21 protein-coding genes and 1 riboswitch are annotated in these 17674 nt (G+C 57.9%); of the genes, 17 read left to right on the top strand and 4 right to left on the bottom strand.

What is annotated here, in order from left to right:
• The first annotated feature begins 141 nt into the window (after nt 1–141).
• The 17 genes from G4C92_RS06480 to G4C92_RS06400 all read left to right on the top strand — a co-directional run bounded on the left by G4C92_RS06480 (nt 142) and on the right by G4C92_RS06400 (nt 13135).
• Entirely contained in the window at nt 142–1191 is a 1050-nt protein-coding gene (locus tag G4C92_RS06480) for a M42 family metallopeptidase (protein ID WP_274941757.1), read from the top strand.
• A gap of 244 nt (nt 1192–1435) precedes the next feature.
• Entirely contained in the window at nt 1436–2407 is a 972-nt protein-coding gene (locus G4C92_RS06475; RefSeq protein WP_274941756.1) for a helix-turn-helix domain-containing protein, read from the top strand.
• Nucleotides 2408–2688: 281 nt separating this feature from the next.
• Nucleotides 2689–2859: a hypothetical protein gene (locus tag G4C92_RS06470; RefSeq protein WP_274941755.1), complete on the top strand. Its 171-nt coding sequence runs from the start codon at nt 2689–2691 to the stop codon at nt 2857–2859.
• Between the two features lie 324 nt (nt 2860–3183).
• Complete coding sequence (locus G4C92_RS15180; RefSeq protein WP_274941754.1) at nt 3184–4143, top strand: rubredoxin; 960 nt, start codon at nt 3184–3186, stop codon at nt 4141–4143.
• A 299-nt stretch (nt 4144–4442) separates the two neighbouring features.
• Nucleotides 4443–5327: an MBL fold metallo-hydrolase gene (locus G4C92_RS06460; protein ID WP_274941753.1), complete on the top strand. Its 885-nt coding sequence runs from the start codon at nt 4443–4445 to the stop codon at nt 5325–5327.
• On the top strand, nt 5324–5713 hold the full coding sequence (locus G4C92_RS06455) for a VOC family protein (RefSeq protein WP_274941752.1): 390 nt from the start codon (nt 5324–5326) through the stop codon (nt 5711–5713). The genes G4C92_RS06460 and G4C92_RS06455 overlap by 4 nt, the downstream gene beginning before the upstream one ends.
• 194 nt (nt 5714–5907) lie before the next feature.
• A complete protein-coding gene (locus G4C92_RS06450; protein ID WP_274941751.1) occupies nt 5908–6126 on the top strand; it encodes a FeoA family protein in 219 nt (72 codons plus the stop codon).
• 157 nt (nt 6127–6283) lie between these two features.
• Entirely contained in the window at nt 6284–6505 is a 222-nt protein-coding gene (locus tag G4C92_RS06445; RefSeq protein ID WP_274941750.1) for a FeoA family protein, read from the top strand.
• 135 nt (nt 6506–6640) lie between these two features.
• Nucleotides 6641–8785: a ferrous iron transport protein B gene (feoB, locus tag G4C92_RS06440; protein ID WP_274941749.1), complete on the top strand. Its 2145-nt coding sequence runs from the start codon at nt 6641–6643 to the stop codon at nt 8783–8785.
• 15 nt (nt 8786–8800) lie between these two features.
• Nucleotides 8801–9163, top strand: coding sequence for a metal-dependent transcriptional regulator (locus G4C92_RS06435; RefSeq protein ID WP_274941748.1), 363 nt, complete (start codon nt 8801–8803; stop codon nt 9161–9163).
• Nucleotides 9164–9347: 184 nt separating this feature from the next.
• Nucleotides 9348–9587, top strand: coding sequence for a hypothetical protein (locus G4C92_RS06430; RefSeq protein ID WP_274941747.1), 240 nt, complete (start codon nt 9348–9350; stop codon nt 9585–9587).
• Between the two features lie 190 nt (nt 9588–9777).
• Nucleotides 9778–9930, top strand: a complete 153-nt coding sequence (locus G4C92_RS06425) for a hypothetical protein (RefSeq protein WP_274941746.1) — start codon at nt 9778–9780, stop codon at nt 9928–9930.
• A complete protein-coding gene (locus G4C92_RS06420; protein ID WP_274941745.1) occupies nt 9927–10169 on the top strand; it encodes a hypothetical protein in 243 nt (80 codons plus the stop codon). The genes G4C92_RS06425 and G4C92_RS06420 overlap by 4 nt, the downstream gene beginning before the upstream one ends.
• Entirely contained in the window at nt 10159–10815 is a 657-nt protein-coding gene (locus tag G4C92_RS06415) for a DUF3786 domain-containing protein (protein WP_274941744.1), read from the top strand. Before G4C92_RS06420 ends, G4C92_RS06415 begins: the two co-directional genes overlap by 11 nt.
• Complete coding sequence (locus G4C92_RS06410; RefSeq protein ID WP_274941743.1) at nt 10812–11570, top strand: response regulator transcription factor; 759 nt, start codon at nt 10812–10814, stop codon at nt 11568–11570. The genes G4C92_RS06415 and G4C92_RS06410 overlap by 4 nt, the downstream gene beginning before the upstream one ends.
• Nucleotides 11571–11720: 150 nt before the next feature.
• Nucleotides 11721–12863: a glycoside hydrolase family 27 protein gene (locus G4C92_RS06405; protein WP_274941742.1), complete on the top strand. Its 1143-nt coding sequence runs from the start codon at nt 11721–11723 to the stop codon at nt 12861–12863.
• Nucleotides 12863–13135 (top strand): hypothetical protein, encoded by a 273-nt coding sequence (locus G4C92_RS06400; RefSeq protein WP_274941741.1) that lies wholly within the window; start codon nt 12863–12865, stop codon nt 13133–13135. The genes G4C92_RS06405 and G4C92_RS06400 overlap by 1 nt, the downstream gene beginning before the upstream one ends.
• Nucleotides 13136–13244: 109 nt before the next feature.
• On the opposite strand, the gene G4C92_RS06395 is transcribed toward G4C92_RS06400, so the two are convergent.
• From G4C92_RS06395 to G4C92_RS06380, 4 genes are all read right to left on the bottom strand, one after another.
• Entirely contained in the window at nt 13245–14231 is a 987-nt protein-coding gene (locus G4C92_RS06395; protein ID WP_274941740.1) for a D-isomer specific 2-hydroxyacid dehydrogenase family protein, read from the bottom strand.
• 211 nt (nt 14232–14442) lie between these two features.
• Nucleotides 14443–15228, bottom strand: a complete 786-nt coding sequence (locus tag G4C92_RS06390) for an ABC transporter ATP-binding protein (RefSeq protein WP_274941739.1) — start codon at nt 15226–15228, stop codon at nt 14443–14445.
• 15 nt (nt 15229–15243) lie between these two features.
• Nucleotides 15244–16293: a FecCD family ABC transporter permease gene (locus G4C92_RS06385; protein WP_274941738.1), complete on the bottom strand. Its 1050-nt coding sequence runs from the start codon at nt 16291–16293 to the stop codon at nt 15244–15246.
• A gap of 6 nt (nt 16294–16299) precedes the next feature.
• Nucleotides 16300–17316, bottom strand: a complete 1017-nt coding sequence (locus G4C92_RS06380) for an ABC transporter substrate-binding protein (RefSeq protein WP_274941737.1) — start codon at nt 17314–17316, stop codon at nt 16300–16302.
• A 146-nt stretch (nt 17317–17462) separates the two neighbouring features.
• A riboswitch (cobalamin riboswitch) is annotated at nt 17463–17643 on the bottom strand.
• Between the last annotated feature and the right edge of the window lie 31 nt (nt 17644–17674).

Genomic DNA, 17674 nt, shown 5'->3' with positions numbered 1-17674 from the left:
GCAGGCCGCCGGCCTGCTCCGTCTTTTCCATTATAATGCGGCTGAGCCGGATGAACCATGGACCGGGCGCATTTTACACAAACCTTACAGACGGCATGCTATACTGGAACAGGAATGCAAAGACGCATACAGGAGGACGGAATGGAAATCGGAAACCTTGATAAGGAAACGGATTTTATCATGGAACAGGCGGTGAATCTGCTTCAGATCGATTCGCCGACCGGATACACGGAGGAGGCGGCGCGGTATGTCGCAGGACAGTTCGAGGCGCTGGGATATCAGCCGCAGAGGACGGTCAAGGGCGGCGTGCTGGTTCCGCTTGCTGTGGTGCCCGGATCGGAGGGACTGCTTCTTGAAGCGCATACGGATACGCTGGGCGCGATGGTGATGACCGTGAAGGAGAACGGGCGGCTGAAGCTGACGCCGCTTGGCGGATTGAACGCGAACAACACGGAAGGAGAGAACGTCCGGGTCGTCACGAAGGACCGCGGCGTCTATGAAGGGACGATTCAGCTGACGGACGCGTCGGTGCATGTGAACGGCGCTTACGACCAGACCGCGCGGAGCTTCGACAGCATCGAGGCGGTTCTCGATGAGGACGTGCATACGAAGGAGGAGACCGAAGCGCTGGGGATCCGGCCCGGCGACATCGTCTGCGTGGAGCCGAGGACGAGAATCACGAAGAGCGGCTACATCAAGAGCCGGTTCCTTGACGACAAGCTCAGCGTCGCGATCCTGCTGGGCTTTGCACGCTGGATCCGGGAACGGAAGCTGACGCCGGACCGGTCGGTCTATGTGCATGTCACGGTGTACGAGGAGGTCGGGCACGGCGGTTCCGCGTCCGTTCCGGCGGATGTGACCGAGGCGGTTTCGGTCGATATGGGCTGCGTCGGCGAGGGTCTCGGCTGCACGGAACGTCAGGTGTCCATCTGTGCCAAGGACTCCGGCGGGCCGTATGACTATGAGATGGTGCGCCGCCTGATCCGCGCCGCGGAGACGGCGGGTGCCTCCTACGCGGTGGATGTCTACCCGCATTACGGATCGGATGTGGAGGCGACGCTCCGCGCCGGTCATGACCTCCGTCACGGACTGATCGGCGCCGGCGTCTATGCCTCCCACGGCTATGAGCGGAGCCACAGGGACGGGGCGGAGAATACGCTGAAACTGCTGCTGGGCTGCGTATTTCGCTGAGGATTCCGCAGGGAAGGCCGGATACGGTCCGTGAAGGAACGGCGCGTCTCTTCCGGACGGCGAGGTGATCCGGCCGTCCGAACCCGTTTTTTCCGGCCGTCCCGACTGGGTTTTCTCCGGGATACGGTCCGGCAACCGCGGGTTGACGGATTGCAAGCTCCGGATGGTAGTGTGCAACCGGCTTTCCGGATATGCTGAGCCTTGAGAAACGCGCGGGAAAGTCGCGGGGCGGAAAGGAGAAGACATGATTCTGGCGGATAAAATCACGGAACTGAGGAAGAAGGAGGGCTGGTCTCAGGAGCAGCTGGCGGAGAAGGTCGGCGTCAGCCGTCAGGCGATCTCGAAATGGGAGGGCGCGCAGACGACGCCCGATATCGGACGGATTCTTCAGATGGCGCAGCTGTTCGGCGTATCGACGGATTATCTTCTGAAGGATACGCTGGAGAGACCGGAGGAAGCTCCGGATCCGGATGAGAAGGCAGCGGATGAAGCGGCATCCGGGCTGACTCCGGTTTCCATGGAGCAGGCTCATGCGTATCTTGATTTCCGGAGACAGGCCGCTCACCGGGTCGCTCCCGGGGTGATGCTCTGCGTTCTCTCGTCGATTCCGCTGATTCTGCTCGCCGCCGCACAGGAGGCGGGAATGATCCCGCTGAAGGAGGAGCAGGCGGTAAGCCTCGGCGTGATCATCCTTCTTCTTGCCGTGGCGGCTGCGGTCGTGCTTTTCGTCTCCAACGGGATCAGAGAGCAGCCGTACCAGTTTATTGAAAAGCATGACCTGGACACCGCCTACGGCGTGGACGGCATGGTGAGGGAGGAGCGGAGCAAAGAGGAGCCGCAGTATATCCGGAAGCTGATCACCGGGATCGCGCTCTTCGTCCTCGCCGCCATCCCGGTGCTGATGAGCGGGCTGTTTCTGAAAGACCGGGCTTTTCTTCCTTCGGTCGGCGTTTCCGTGACGCTTTTGATGGTGTCGGTCGGCGTGGAGCTGGTCGTCTCCGCTTCTGTGATCCGGGGCGGCTATGACGCGCTTCTCGAAGAGGGAGATTTCTCCCGTCAGGCCAAGAAAAGAGACCGTGATATCGGAGGTCCGTACTGGTCGATCGCAGTGGCCCTGTATCTGCTGCTGAGTTTTCTGACCGGCCGGTGGGATATGACATGGATCGTCTGGCCGGTGGCGGGCGTTCTCTATGGCGTGATCGGTTCGTTTCTCTGAGAAGCTGTCCTTCAGCGCCGCAGGCGGTTTCTTAATAAAAATGAAGCGGACGGTTAATCGAATCGTATGATTTTGCACACAGCATTGTCACAGCCGCCGGGTATACTGCTTGTCATAGCAGATGAGCGGAGTTGTCCCGGGCGGCTGATTTTTGTCCTGAATGCGGACAGGACGCACGGGTTCCGGCTTTTCCGTTATCATGAAGCCGAAAGGAGCCGGCTTCAGGCAGCAGCATCATCAAATCTTCAGAAAGAGAGGTACGAGGTATGTCGGCGAACACAATGAAGATCAATGAATTACGTCAGAGAATGAATGTCGCGGTCAGCACGTTTTACAGGCTGTTCGGCTACATGCCGAGTGTCGAGGAGCTGAAGGATGAGCTCGGAAGCGAGTTTGCGCCGGTGCTGGCCACTTACAGCGGCGTGCAGTGCAGAGCGGATCTGCGGCTGTAAAACAGACAGATTCCGATCGGTATATCGTATCCCGGGACCCGGATCGTGAAACCGGGTCCCGGGGTATTTTTATATGGGCTTTAGCCTGTTGGGCCCGATTGCGTATTTCCCAACGAAAACTGCGTGCAGACAGAGTGCTTTTGAGGAATCAGAAAGAAGGAAAGCGGCCGGCTTCTTCCGGTGTGTCTGTGCTCAACGCGATGACGATTTTTCAGTTCCGTGAGGAAGAGGGAAATGCTTGACAGGACAATTATATTTGATAATATATAATTGTGAATCATAAATTGACGGATCCGGCGGAGGGCCGGAGAAAGCAGGCGAAAAATGGAAATCAAAGCGGTGAAGCTGTTTGAAGACGGATATATGACGCAACCGTTCGCGTTTGGCGGCGAGGAAGGCATGGAAGCGTTCGATCCGGCGGTCCGGTACCGCTCGAGCCTTCAGAACTTTCTGATCGACACCGGCTCGGAGGTGATCCTGGTTGATACGGGTGTGCCGGATGCATTTCCCGAGCAGGTGCCGGATCAGAAGACGCCGATTTATATGGGCCGCCGTGTGAGCGGATATACGGAGGCGCTGAAGAAGCTCGGCTATCAGCCGGAGCAGGTGACGAAGATCCTGGTGACGCACAAGCATGCTGACCACACCGGAGAGCTGGGCAGCTTTCCGAAGGCGCAGATTATCTGCTCTCCGGAGGAGGCGGAAGCGGAGGAGCTGAAGCGCTTCCCGAACGTGAAGGCGGCCGCCTTCGCGGACGGACCTTACTGGAATTTCCCGGCGTCCCAGAGAATCGCGGACGGCGTGTATTTCATTCCGGCAAAGGGACACACGACGGGGATGAGCATCGTGATCGCCGAGAAGGACGGGCTGTTTTACCTGATGCACGGAGACGTCACCTATACGGATGAGGCGCTCTATCAGAACAAGCTGTCCATCGTCTTTGAGGACAAGGCGGCCGCGCGTGAGACGCTGGACCAGGTTCGCACCTTTGTCAGCCAGCACCCGACCGTTTATCTTTCCACGCACACGCCGCTTGGCTATGAGAACCTCGAGGCGAAGCGCGTGGTCGATCTTGAGCATATGCCGTCGCCGATTCCGCCGAAGGAAGTCGTGGTGAAGACCGCGACTGGGAAATATGTCTGCTCTGTCTGCGGCTATGTCTACGATCCGGCGAAGGGAGATCCGGAGCACGGCGTGCCCGCCGGCACGAAGTTCGAGGATCTTCCGGCGGACTGGCACTGCCCGAGATGCGGTGCGGGCAGGGAAAAATTCAACCGCGCCTGAGAAGATTCCTGAGCAGAATGGATGCGTCTGGATACGGGGCGGGCTGCCGCTGCCGGCTGAGAGCCGGTGCGGCAGCCCGCCTTTTCGCGTTGCACCAGCCTTCAGCGGGCTGTTTTTCCGCGTTTCGCCGGTTTTCGGCAACCCACCTTTTCGCGGTGTGCAGGACTTCGCCGGGCCGCGCGGGCCTGCTGTTTGTCCTCTCTCCCGTTCCTCCGCCGGCCGGGGTGTGATACAATGCAGGCAGCGGCCGTCCGGCTGACGAACCGGGCGGCTCGCCGGAGAGAGACAGGAGGCGGGTTATGCGGGTGACCTTTATCTATCACAGCGCTTTTCTGGTGGAACTGGATGACATGACGCTGCTGTTTGATTACTTCAGAGGCGCGCTGCCGCCGATACGAAGGGATGTGCCGCTCGTGATTTTTGCGAGCCACTCCCACGGAGATCATTTCTCGCCGCGGATTTTTTCGCTGGCGGGAGATGCGGAGCGTGTCAGCTTCGTTCTGTCGGACGACATTCCGGCCGGAGAAGTGCCGGCGGCTCTCGCCTCACGGACGGTCCGGATCGGACCGGGCCGCGCGGTCCGCGGGACGGCGGAGGATGATGCGTCCGGTGCGTCGTTTTCACCGGCTGCGGGTTCCGACGGCGGAACAGGCAGCGGGGAGTGCGCGGCTCCGACGCAGGGAAGCGGCGACGGACCGGGTCAGGAGGAACGCAGCGGTTTCGGCCCGGACACGGCCCCGGAAAATGGTGCGTGGAGCCGGCTGCCCGATTCGCCCGCTCTGCCGCCGGCACTTTCTGTCCGGACGCTGTACTCCAATGATCTGGGCGTCGCGTTTCTGATCCAGGACGGCGGAGCGAGCCTTTATTTCGCCGGCGACCTCAACAACTGGTGGTGGGACGGGGACGCGGCAGACCGCGCGCTGGAAACCTCCTACCGCCATGAGCTGAAGAAGATACGCGGCGAAACCTTCGACGCGGCCTTCATTCCGCTGGATCCGCGGATCTCCGGCTACTGGAAGGGCGTGGAGGATTTTCTGCAGTTCGCTTCGGCACGGTATGTATTTCCCATGCATTTTGAGGACGATCCGTCGATTATCCGGCGGATGGAAGCGCGGAAGGAATACGGAGCGCTTCCGACGAAGCTCGTCCGCATCGAAAAGACAGGGGAGGAGTTCACCATATGACATTTGCATTCAATCATTTTAATTTCAATGTCAAAGACCTTGAGACGAGCCTTGCCTTTTACCGGGACGCTCTGGGACTGGAGGAAGTCGGCCGGAACGACCGGCCCGCCTTCACGATCGTCTATCTCGGCGACGGGAAGACCGGATTCCGGCTGGAACTGACATGGATGAAGGAACGGATAGAGCCGTACGACCTCGGCGAGCAGGAATATCATCTGGCGATGACGGCGGACGACTATGAGGCGGCGCACGCGCGTCATCAGGAGATGGGCTGCATCTGCTTTGAGAATCCGGATATGGGCATCTATTTCATCGAGGACCCGGACGGCTACTGGATTGAGATCGTACGGGACGGTTCCTATATGGAGGCGCGGACCAGAAGCTGAGCGGTGCAGGATAAGCCGGTCCCCGCGGCCGGCTTTCCCGGCCGAATCTCCGGGTGGAATCGGGATGTTTCCGAAAAATCCTCTTGACAAGATGAAGAACCGGTCATACACTTCTGTTTGAAGTTAATGATAACTAATTATAATTAATCAATTCAAAGAGAAGTAAGCTGGGAATACTTATGAAAGGAGGACTTGTGTTGCCGTTGTCGTTGGCGAATGCCGGGGAGACCGTGCTGGTGGCCCGGGTTGGCGGCCGGCCGGATGTGAAAAAGCATCTGGAGGATCTCGGGTTCGTTCCCGGTGCGGAGATTTCGGTCGTTTCTTCTCATGAGGGCGATATGATCATCTCGCTCAAGGAAGCAAGACTGGCCGTGACAAGAGAGATGGCCGGGAAAATCATGGTGCAGAACTGAAAGAACGGCGTGCTGATCGGGAAAGCGACAGTCCGGAGTTTGCGGTCTGCGCGAACGGCCGGGGTCTGCCGGAAAAGGCACCGGAGACGGAGAAGGCCGCCGGATGCATGCTCTGTAAAAACAGGCGAAACAAAGGCGTGACAGGGAAGGAGGTACGATGAAGACATTACGTGACGTAAAGGTCGGTGAGACATCGACTGTCGTCAAAATCCATGGCGAAGGCAAGACCAAGCGGAGAATCATGGATATGGGGATCACGAAGGGGACGGAAATATATGTGCGCAAGGTGGCTCCGCTTGGAGATCCGGTGGAGATCACCGTCCGGGGATACGAGCTGTCGCTTCGCAAGGCGGACGCGGATATTCTGGAAATGGCCTGAGAAGGCTTTTTTATTTTACGGATGAGTTAGCTTACACTAACCACTGTAAGCGGGACTGCTCATATAAAAAGACGGCCGCCGGACGGATCGGAAGAGACGGACGGAGGGCCGCTGTAAACAAGGGAGGATGTAGGAATGGCAATCAGGATTGCACTTGCCGGCAACCCGAACTGCGGAAAAACGACGCTGTTCAATGACCTGACCGGCAGTACACAGTACGTCGGCAACTGGCCCGGCGTGACGGTGGAGAAGAAGGAAGGAAGACTGAAAGGACACAAGGACGTCATCATTCAGGACCTTCCGGGTATCTATTCTCTGTCGCCCTACTCGCTGGAGGAAGTGGTTTCCAGAAACTATCTGGTCGAGGAGAAGCCGGATGCGATTCTCAACATCATCGACGGGACGAATATCGAGCGGAACCTCTATCTGACCACCCAGCTGCTGGAGATCGGCATTCCCACTGTGATCGCCGTCAATATGATGGATCTGGTAAGAAAGAATGGTGACCGGATCGACATGAAAGCACTGAGCCGTGAGCTGGGGTGCGAAATCGTCGAGATGAGCGCGCTCCACAGCGATGGATCAATGGCCGCGGCGGAGAAGGTGCTGGAGGTGGTTCGACGTGAAAAAGAACGCGACACGGATACGCCGCATGTCTACACAGGCGCCGTTGAGCACGCGATCGCCCATATCGAGGAGAGCCTCGATTCAATGGTCGACCGGAGAAATCTCCGCTGGTACGCGATTAAGGTCTTCGAGCGCGACGCGAAGGTGATGGAGAAACTGAATCTGGATCAGGAGACGAAGGATCATCTCGAGAAGCATATCCGGGACTGCGAGAAGGAACTGGACGATGACGCGGAATCTATCATCACCAACGCGCGATACGAGTACATCAGGCAGCTGGTGAGCCGGGCGGTCGTGAAAAAAACGGCGAAGGGAGCGCTGAGCACGTCGGATAAGATCGACCGGGTTGTCACGAATCGATGGCTGGCGCTTCCGATTTTCGCCGGCATCATGTTCCTCGTCTATTACATTTCCGTCACGACGCTGGGCGGGTTTCTCACGGACTGGACAAACGATACGCTGTTCGGCGACTGGATCACCAACGCCGCGGCCAACGGACTCGAAGCGATTCACTGTGCGCCGTGGCTGGAAAGCCTCATCGTGAACGGCATCATCGGCGGCGTCGGCACAGTGCTCGGCTTCGTTCCGCAGATGCTGCTGCTGTTCTTCTTCCTGTCGCTGCTTGAGGATTCCGGCTATATGGCCCGGATCGCGTTTATCATGGACCGCGTGTTCCGCAGGTTCGGCCTCTCCGGCAAATCCTTCATCCCGATGCTGGTCGGCACCGGCTGCGGCGTGCCGGCGATTATGGCGACGCGGACGATCGAGGATGAGAAGGACAGAAGAATGACGATCATGCTGGCCACCTTCCTTCCCTGCGGCGCGAAGATGGAGATTGTCGGCATGATGGCGCTGACTTTCTTCCACGGCAGCGCGTTCTTCGCGACCGGCATGTATTTTATCGGCCTTGCGATCGTGATCTTCGGCGGCATCGCGCTGAAGAAGGTCGGTTACTTCGCGGGCGATCCCGCTCCCTTTGTCATGGAACTGCCGGCTTACCATCTGCCGACCGTGAAAGGCGTGCTGATCCATGTGTGGGAGAGAGCCAAGGCGTTCATGATCAAGGCCGGCACGATTATCTTCGCGGTCTGCATTGTGATGTGGTTCCTGATGCATTTCTCTCCGTCCATGCAGTATCTGACTGATGATCAGGTGGAACTCAGTCTGCTGAAATATATCGGCACGGCTTTCGCGTGGGTCTTCGCACCGCTTGGTTTCGGAACCTGGCAGGGCGCGGTCGCGTCGATCTCGGCCGAGATGGCGAAGGAGCAGGCGACGGCGACGCTGGGCCTGCTCGCTCATGCCTCCAGCGACGGCGAGGCCGATGTGTCCCGGGCGATCTATCAGATGTTCGGGGGAAATGCACTGGCGGCCCTCAGCTTCACGCTCTTCAATATCTTTGACGCACCCTGCATGGTGGCGATCGCGACGGCTTTCCGTGAGCACGCGTCGTCCAAATGGGGCTGGATCACCTTCGGCTTCCAGATGATGATCGGATACTGCCTCTCCCTTTGCGTCTATCAGATCGGCTCGCTGGCAGCGGGCGGCGGCTTCACAGCCGGTACGGCGGCCGCGATGATTCTGGTGATACTGGCAGCCTACGCTGTCTTCCGTCCGATGCCGGCGAAATATCGCACCGAGGCAAGAGCCTGAGGGGGCGGTACGGTTATGACCGATGCAAAGCAGGACTATCTGCAGGCGATTTATTCACTGGAGCAGGAACTGCCATCCGTCCGGTCAGTCGATATCGCGCATCGGCTCGGCTACTCGAAGGCGAGCGTGCATAACGCGCTTCGTCAGCTCGAGGAGGAGGGGTATCTGCTTGTGACAGAGGACAAGCGGATCCGGCTCACGCAGCAAGGACGCGAAATAGCTGAAAAACTGAGCCGGCGCAGCGCATATTTCGAAAAAATACTGACGGATGCGGGGGTGGATCCGCTGACGGCAGGTGCGGAGGCACGGAAGATGGGACGGTGCGTGTGCGATCGTTCCTTCGACGCGCTGACCGCGTGGATGCGCGCGGAACGGTGACGGGCCCGGCCTCGCAGCCGTGATGACGACAGACGGTTTTCCGGAGACGGGACCGTCTGTTTTTTGAAGTCCGGAACGCCTGCGCTGACGCCGGACTTCCCGATTCTCTGTCTTTCCGGATGCATTTTTCCGAAGATGGTTGTATGATAAGGAACACAGACCATCATCAGGGAGCGGCGGAAAGATGAAGATGTACGTGCGGCATGAATATGAGACAGGCAAGCGGCAGCTTCTGGTCGAGACCGGAGACGGCGACACGACCGTCTGGTTTGACCAGAGTACGAAAGAAGCCAGAGCACTGATGCGGGCGCTGGCGAAACGAACGTCGGCGGAGGAGCCGGATCTCGGCTATCTGCTCCGGGTGTTCAGTGAGTGTCATATGGAATGCGGCCTCATCATGACGATGACCGGCGTCGGCACCTGAACCGCCGAATCCGGACAGTTGGCAGAACGGGACGCGGCGTGGTACAATGACATTCTGAAGTCAGAACATCGGAGGTAAGCGATTTGAGCAAGCTTGGCGGAAAGAACAAGGACAGCAGAAAAGCGGAAGAGAAGAAAATGAAGCAGCAGCTGGAAGCTCTGGCCCGCAGAAACGCGAACAAGAAGAAAAAGTGACAGACAACGCAGAAGGAAAAGAGGGGGCGGCGGACCGGAGGACGGTTCGCCGCCTTCTTATCCGTGACCGGAAGGACATGGGCGGCGGGCTGTTCCCCCACGGAGCGGGGACGGACCGCCGGCGGATGAGGCGGGAGGAAGATAATTGAGCGACGACGGACAGGTCGGGAGTATCGACTGGTTTCTGAAAAAGGAAGGCGGCACGCCGGAGGAACAGGCTCTGAAGCGAAAGGCCTGGGAATACATGGAATACGGAGCGTACGACCAGGGACTGAAGATTCTGTGGGAAAATTTCCCGGATGAATACCCGATTCCCGACTGTGAGAAAGCGATGTACAGGGACCGGATCCATGTGAAACGAAGCGGAGAAAAGACGGATGAGGAATAATTACGCGCTGCAGACGTCTCAGGCGGCTGCGCTGTTTCTGACCTATGATCCGGACAACATGGTCAGGCTGCACGGACTCGAACGCGCAGACGACCGGATCGAGGTGCTTTTTATGGACTGTCGTACGGCGGTCTCGCTGAAGGACGGTCATGTGACGATGATGGAGCCGGAAGGAAGGGTGAGAGACGCTTCCTTCGACGAGGCGATGACGCTTTACGAGTATCTCTGTTATCCGAAGACAAAGCCGGAGGCCGCCGGAATATGGGCTTCGATCTCCGAACTGGGCGGCGTCGTCGGATCCTACCACGCGCAGCATCTCCAGCCGCGGGAAGACCGGGACGTGTTTTCCGGACATACGGAAAGGCTGCGCCGGGAGGCGCTGGCGATGGGCGGAACGGACGCGGGCACCAGCGGGGACGTCAGCGTGATCCTTCCGGTGCTGCCCGGCTTCCGGATGTGGTTTCAGTTCTGGGACGGAGATGAGGAATTCCCGCCGCACGACCAGTTTCTGTTCGACCGGAACGCACTGTCGTTTCTGCGCTATGAGACGCTCTGGTACGTGATGGGGGCGGTGCGGAACCGCTTAAGCGAACGGATGCGTGCAGGAGGGCCGCCCGGGCCGGCCGGAGATGAGGAGAGGATATGAAGCTTCCGATCAGAAAGAACGCACATGAGAAAAAAACGGATGAAAGCGGGCGCACGGATATCCTTGTCGTCGAGGACGACGCGGATATCCGGGACGGGATCCGGATTCTGCTGAGCAGCGAGGGCTATCATGTGATCGAGGCGGAGGACGGCGAGTCTGCGCTGAAAAATTTCCGCGACGGCATTGACCTGATCATTCTTGACATCATGATGCCCGGCGTATCGGGCGTGACGGTCTGCCGAAAGATTCGCGAGCGTTCCAACGTACCGGTCCTGTTTCTGACGGCGAAGTCGAGGGAGGAGGACAAGCTGGTCGGCTTTATGGCCGGCGGCGACGACTACCTCACGAAGCCGTTCTCTTACGGAGAACTGCTGGGCCGCGTCAAGGCGCTGCTCCGCCGGTATCAGGTCTATCAGGGAAAGGGAGAGGCGCCGGCCGCCAGCGAGTACATCGAGAGGGCGGGCATACGTGTCAGCCGCGAGTTCAACCGCGTGATTGTCGACGGCAGCGTGAAGAATCTGACGGAGATCGAGTACCAGCTCCTGCTTCTTATGATCGGGCATCCACAGAAGGTATTTACCGCGCAGGAGCTCTACGAGCAGATCTGGAAAGAACCGTATTTCTACAGCTGCAGCAATACGCTGATGGTTCATATCCGGAATCTGCGCATGAAGATTGAGCGGAACCCGCAGGAACCGGCCAGGATCTGCACGGTCTGGGGAAAAGGCTACATGTTCAACGAACGAAACCAGTGATGCGCGATCCGGCTATCCGCCGAACCGGCATTATGCGATTCGATTCCGTCAAAGGCTGTGTTACACTTGAACGAAGAAACAGGAAACCGGGACATGCATACAGGAACAGCCGGCAGGCGGAAAGAGCCGCCGGTATCCGGAGGAGGAACGATGGTTGTAAAGACACCACCCATGGGATGGAATTCATGGAATACATTCGGCGACCGGATCGACGAGCAGATGATCATGGAGATGGCCGACGCGATGGTCAGCACCGGCCTTAAGGAGGCCGGGTATGAGTATCTGGTGATCGACGACTGCTGGTCGGAGAAGAAGCGCGACCGGAACGGGCGGCTGGTGGCGGACCATGTCAAATTCCCGCACGGCATGAAGTATGTGGCGGATTACGTCCACGGGAAGGGACTGAAGTTCGGCATGTACTCCTGCGCCGGCAATCTGACATGCGCGGGCTATCCGGGAAGCTATGAGCATGAGTTCACGGACGCGGAGACCTTCGCCTCCTGGGACGTCGATTTCCTGAAGTACGACTACTGCTACCACAGCCCGATCGTGCCGGGAAAGTATCTCTACCGTCGGATGGGCCTTGCGCTTGAGAATACAGGCCGCGACATCCTTTTCTCCGCCTGCTCCTGGGGAAGCGACGAGACCGCGGAGTGGATCAAGTCGACCGGCGCCTCGATGTGGCGGTCAACGCCGGACATCTTCGACAACTGGAACAGCATCCGGAATCTGACGGAACGCCAGTCCTCCCTTCATCCGTACAACGCGCCCGGATGCTTCAATGATATGGACATGCTGGTGGTGGGAATGCACGGAAACGGCAATGTCGGGATCGGCGGCTGCGACGACGTCCAGTACCGGACCCATTTCTCCATCTGGGCGATGATGGGTTCGCCGCTGATGATCGGCAGCGATATCCGGAAGATGGACGAGGAGACGCGCCGGACGCTCATGAACCGGGAGGTGCTGGCAATTGACCAGGATCCGGCACTGCGCCAGCCCTACCGGCTGGAGATGCAGGAGGCGCCGGGAACGGAGGATCTGCTGGTTTACGCACGCCATCTGGACGGCGGCGATATCGCGGTCGGGTTCTTCAATATGGGCGGAGAGAAGCGGCAGACCGGCCTCAATATGGATCAGCTGGGGCTCCCGGTTTCCACCGGCCGCACGGCAGCGTTTCATGAACTCTGGACCGGCGGGACGGTCCGGCCGGAGAACGGCACGCTGCGGCTGGAACTCGAGCCTTACGGATGCGCACTGTACCGGGCGAAGCTGGAGGCGCTTCCGTACTGATGAACGAAGGAAAAAAAGCACGGCCGGCGGAGACGCCGGCCGGCATGCTGTCCGGGCGTGACGGCGTGCCGCCCGCGGGCGCGCTTCGCTGCGCCGACTGCGGCGCGCCGCTCTCCCGGGACGACATCGGTGCGACCAGAAAGCTGCTTGATCCCCGCGCGGAGCAGTTCTTCTGCGTGCCCTGCCTTGCGATGGAGCTCGGCGTGACCGAGACGCTGCTCCGGCAGAAGATCGAGTGGTTCCGGATGACCGGCTGCGTCTATTTCCAGTGAACGGCCCGGCGGTGGGGGCGGCCGGAGCGGGAAGGGCCGGTTTAAAACCCCGCGCTTTCTGTCCGGTGCAGCCTTCAGGATCTCCCGGCGGGACGGGGACGGATCCGGATCAAATCCGGATCTCGTGCTCCGTCGCCGCGCCCTTCCCGAAGGCGTCGGCCGCTTCGAAGCAGCTGCGGACCATATGGCTGACCGCCTGCTTTGTGTAGAAGGCCGTGTGGGGGCACATCAGCACGTTAGGGAAGGAACGGAGCAGCGCCATATCACGGTTGGCGATGACGTCGCCGATGCGGTTGTAGTAGTAGAGACCGTCCTCCTTCTCCAGCACGTCCAGCGCGGCGCCGCCGGCCCGGCCGCTCTCCAGAGCCCGGATGAGGGCTTCCGTGTCGATCAGCTTGCCGCGGGCAGTATTGACGATCAGGACGCCGTCCTTCATCCGGGTGAAGGCATCATCGTTCAGAAGATGATAATTCTCTTCCGTCGCGTTGGTGTGCAGCGTGATGATGTCGGACTGCGCGTAGAGCTCCTCAAGGGAAACATAGGAGGCGTGCTCGCGGACGGCTGCATTTTCATAAGGGTCATAGCAGAGAATGCGGCAGCCGAAGCCGGCAAGGTGCTCGATGACGGTCCGGCCGATCCGGCCGGTTCCGATGACGCCTACCGTCGAGAAGCTGATGTCATCGCCGATCTTGCCGCGAAGGGAGTAATCCTGAAGATCGGCGCGGCGGAGGATGCTCATGATCCGGCGCTGCAGCATCAGCATCAGCATGATGGCGTAGTTGGCCACGCCGGAGGGCGGATAGCTGACGTTGGAGACGCGCAGGCCAAGCGCCTTCGCCTTGCCGAGATCCACATGGTCGTAGCCGATGGAGCGGCAGAGGATCCAGCGGACGCCGACCGACGCAAAGCGCTCGAGCATCGCGCCTCCCATGTCGCAGGGCGTCATGCAGACGCCGTCCGCGCCGGCGGCAAGCTTATAATTCTCCGCGTCCGGATAGGCGGACGTGTAGTCAAAATCGATGCCGAATTCTTTGCTGAACGCCTTCGCGCAGGCGAGCTCGTCAAAGTCACGAAGAGTGTAGAAAAACAGCTTCATTGCGGTGTGCTCCTTTCTGAAAAGCTTCTCCGCCCAGTGTAGTGCGGCGGCGGGGAGGACGCAAGCCGTATTTCGGTACACTTTTCCTTCGGTCCGGAAATGATAGAGCCGGTCTGTTCCGTATGTTTTCCTGGAAATAAGCCGGATGCTGCTTCATCTGAAACAGCATCCGGGAGAAACGGAATGGATCTATAAGGCGTTTGCGTCCTTCCTATGATCGGATATAAGACAGATACGAAATCTGAATCCGGCCGTCTTCCGGCCGCCGGTTCACGGCAGCGTTGACATGAAAGACATTCCGGATCAGCTCCGGTGTCAGAACCTCCTCAGGCGTACCCACACGGATGATCTTGCCGTGGTTCAGGAGCAGAAGCCGGTCGCAGTACCATGCGGCCAGGTTCATATCATGGACGGAGGTGAAGACGGTCTTTTCGCGAAATGATCTCAGCACTTCCATCATCGAAAGCTGGTATCCTATGTCCAGGTGATTGGTCGGTTCATCCAGAAGAATCAGTTCGCTTTCCTGAGCAAATGCCATCGCCAGGTAGATTCGCTGCTTCTCCCCGCCGGACAAGCTGAGAAAACTTCTTCTTTTTGTATCAGAAAGGCCGACGATCGCGAGCGCTCTGTCACATACCTCTTCGTCATCCCGGCTGTCCCGGTCAAATATCTTCTTGTGCGCATAGCGGGCTATCATCAGCATTTCAAACACAGTAAAATCAAAGTCCGGATTATTCTCCTGCGCGACCACCGCCATCTCCCGGGCGATTTCCTTCGGTTTCTTCCGGGCAATATCCTCGCCGTTAAGATAGACGGTCGCTTTCCCGGGCTGATAATGACGGTAGATATGCTTCAGTAATGTTGATTTTCCGGAACCATTTGGTCCGATCAGGCCGACAAACTCATGCCGCTCAACAGAAAGAGAAACCTGAGAGAGAATCTGAGCGTTATTGATGCGAAAGCTGAGTCCATCCACCTCGATTACGTTGTCCGACATCTGTCAGACCTCCTCTCATTGCCCGAATGAATAACGGCTTTTCCGCAGCATGACAAGAAAGACCGGCGCGCCGCAGAGCGATGTGACGACTCCAACCGGCAGTTCCTGCGGGGAAGCCATCGTCCTCGCGACTACATCGGTCCAGATCATAAAAACAGCGCCGATAAAAAGAGAAAACGGAATCAGTCTCCTGTGCGCGGCTCCGACCACGGTCCTCGCCGCATGCGGAATCACCAGACCGACAAATCCGATTACACCGCTCATAGAGACAAGCACGGCCGTAAGCAGCGTGCTGATGAGAATCAGAGTCCACTTGACTCTCACCGTATTGACACCTGCATTTCTTGCCATATCATCTCCGACCAGGAGCGCGTCCATTTCCCGGGCCATCGGAAGGCTCATGACGACGGCTGTCCCCGTTATGATTGCCGCCAGCGGGACATCTGACCAGTCCGTTCCGGCAAACGATCCTTCCATCCAGAACATCGCGCTCTGGACTTTTCTGGAGTCAGGCGTAAGGAAGATGATCACATTTGTGAGCGCGGAGAAAAGAGCCGACAGGGACATGCCGACCAGAACCATTCTGGTCGTGTTGATTTTTGCTCCGTTACTGCCGAAGACAAAGACCAGGATCGATGTCAGAAGCGCGCCCAAAAAAGCGCCTTCTGCCAGCGGGAGCTGTCCGATAAAAGGAATATTTCCGATCAGAAGTGACAGCACTGCTCCGGTAGAAGCGCCGGATGAAATACCGAGAATATACGGATCGGCGAGAGGGTTCCTGGTCAGTGCCTGCATCATGATACCGGCAAGCGCCAGTCCCGCTCCGGTGAAACCGGCAACAAGGACTTTGGGAAACCGCAGCTTCCACACGATGCTGATTTGATTTGGAGGAAATTCACCGCGCAGATTCTGTCTGAATATTTTTCCGACGATGATGCGGAAAATGTTCTCCGGGCTGATGTCAACGGATCCCAGATTGATGGCTCCGATGACCGAAGCCACCAGAGCCAGAGTGAGAATAAGATAAACAAGACCCATCGTGTGTCTTGATGCATTTTTCAGCATATTGATTTACTCCGCAGAATTTTCAGCCGCAGATATTCCCTCAGTGTTTTCTGCAACGGATGACGCATCGGAATCGCCGTCAGCAAAGCAGTCCGGATGGAACGTCTTCGCCATCTGCTCGATCGCATCCACGCTTTCATAGCAGCCGGTCACATCGGTCAGTCCAATCACGGAGATGTTGTTATTCTTGATGGCTGTGATGTTGGACAGCGCATCATCGGACTTCAGAAAGTTGATCTTGTCCTGAATCGGATCCGAAGCGATATAGTCCATCACGATGATGTAATCCGGATTCGCGTTGATCACGTCTTCCCAGTCGACCGATGTCCAGTTGCTCTTCGTATCCGCGAAAACATTCTTTCCGCCGGCCAGTGAGATCATGTCCGTCGGAAGGCCAGCGCTCGCAGTAAACGGAGCATCCTCACCGGAATCGTAGATGAAGACCTTTACCGGATCCTCATTCTTCACCGCATCCTGGACAGCCTGGACCCGGTTCTTCATATCCGAGACAATCTCATTTGCGCGGTCTTCTACTCCGAAGATCGAGCCGAGATTCTCGAAATCCTTATACACACTTTCCATTGAGGCAGGCGCATATTCTACCTGAGGAACGTAAGCCTTTATGCCGTTTTCATCGCAGAAGCTGAGCGGAAAATTCTTCTCGGAAAAAGTCGAAGCCCAGCCTGTAAGAAAATCCGGTTCCACTGCGAGCAGCTGCTCCTGGGAAGGATTTCCGTCTGCCAGGCAGGTGAGTTTTGAAAATGCATCTTTGTATTTGTCCGGAATTTCATTATCCATGTAACCGTAGCCGACCATCTTATCTTCAAGGCCAAGCGCCATCATCATCTGAGTCGCAAAGCCGGAAAGACTTACCGCTCGCTGAGGCACATCCGTGAAGGTTGTCTCCTCCGTCTTTCCATCGATTGTGTTGCGGATGATGACGTCCGCCATAACCGGACTCACGTTCATGGAACCAATCAGGGCGGCAGTCAGGGCCAGTGCAGTCAGTCTTCTTTTTTTCATCATTTCCTCCTCTTACTCTTAAAGATGCAGCTGAAAATTGTGATGGAACGAAAAAAGCCCTTGCCGCAAAAGGACAAGGGCAGAAAAGCCGAAAACACGGCTTCTGACATTGCACTGCCAAGTCCTCGTGGCGTAGAACCTATTCGTTCTGTGTGCTTCGAAAGGCAGGTCTCCCGGCTGATCGATCTGGCGCGTCTGCCGCCTTCCCGGTTTCCCGGTGGCATCTGGCTTCCGCTCTCGAATTACGGTGACGAGATCGCGCAGGAATTTCACCTGCTTCCCTATTCTCCGGACTTTCAGCCCGGCACCTCACGCAAAAAAGAATTATATCTTTGTGTTTTTACTCTGTCAACGGAAT

This window comes from Chordicoccus furentiruminis (genome assembly GCF_019355395.1).
In the GTDB taxonomy this organism is placed as follows: domain Bacteria; phylum Bacillota; class Clostridia; order Lachnospirales; family Lachnospiraceae; genus Chordicoccus; species Chordicoccus furentiruminis.
Note: the sequence above shows the minus strand (reverse complement) of the source record. Positions and strands in the feature narration are given on the sequence as shown.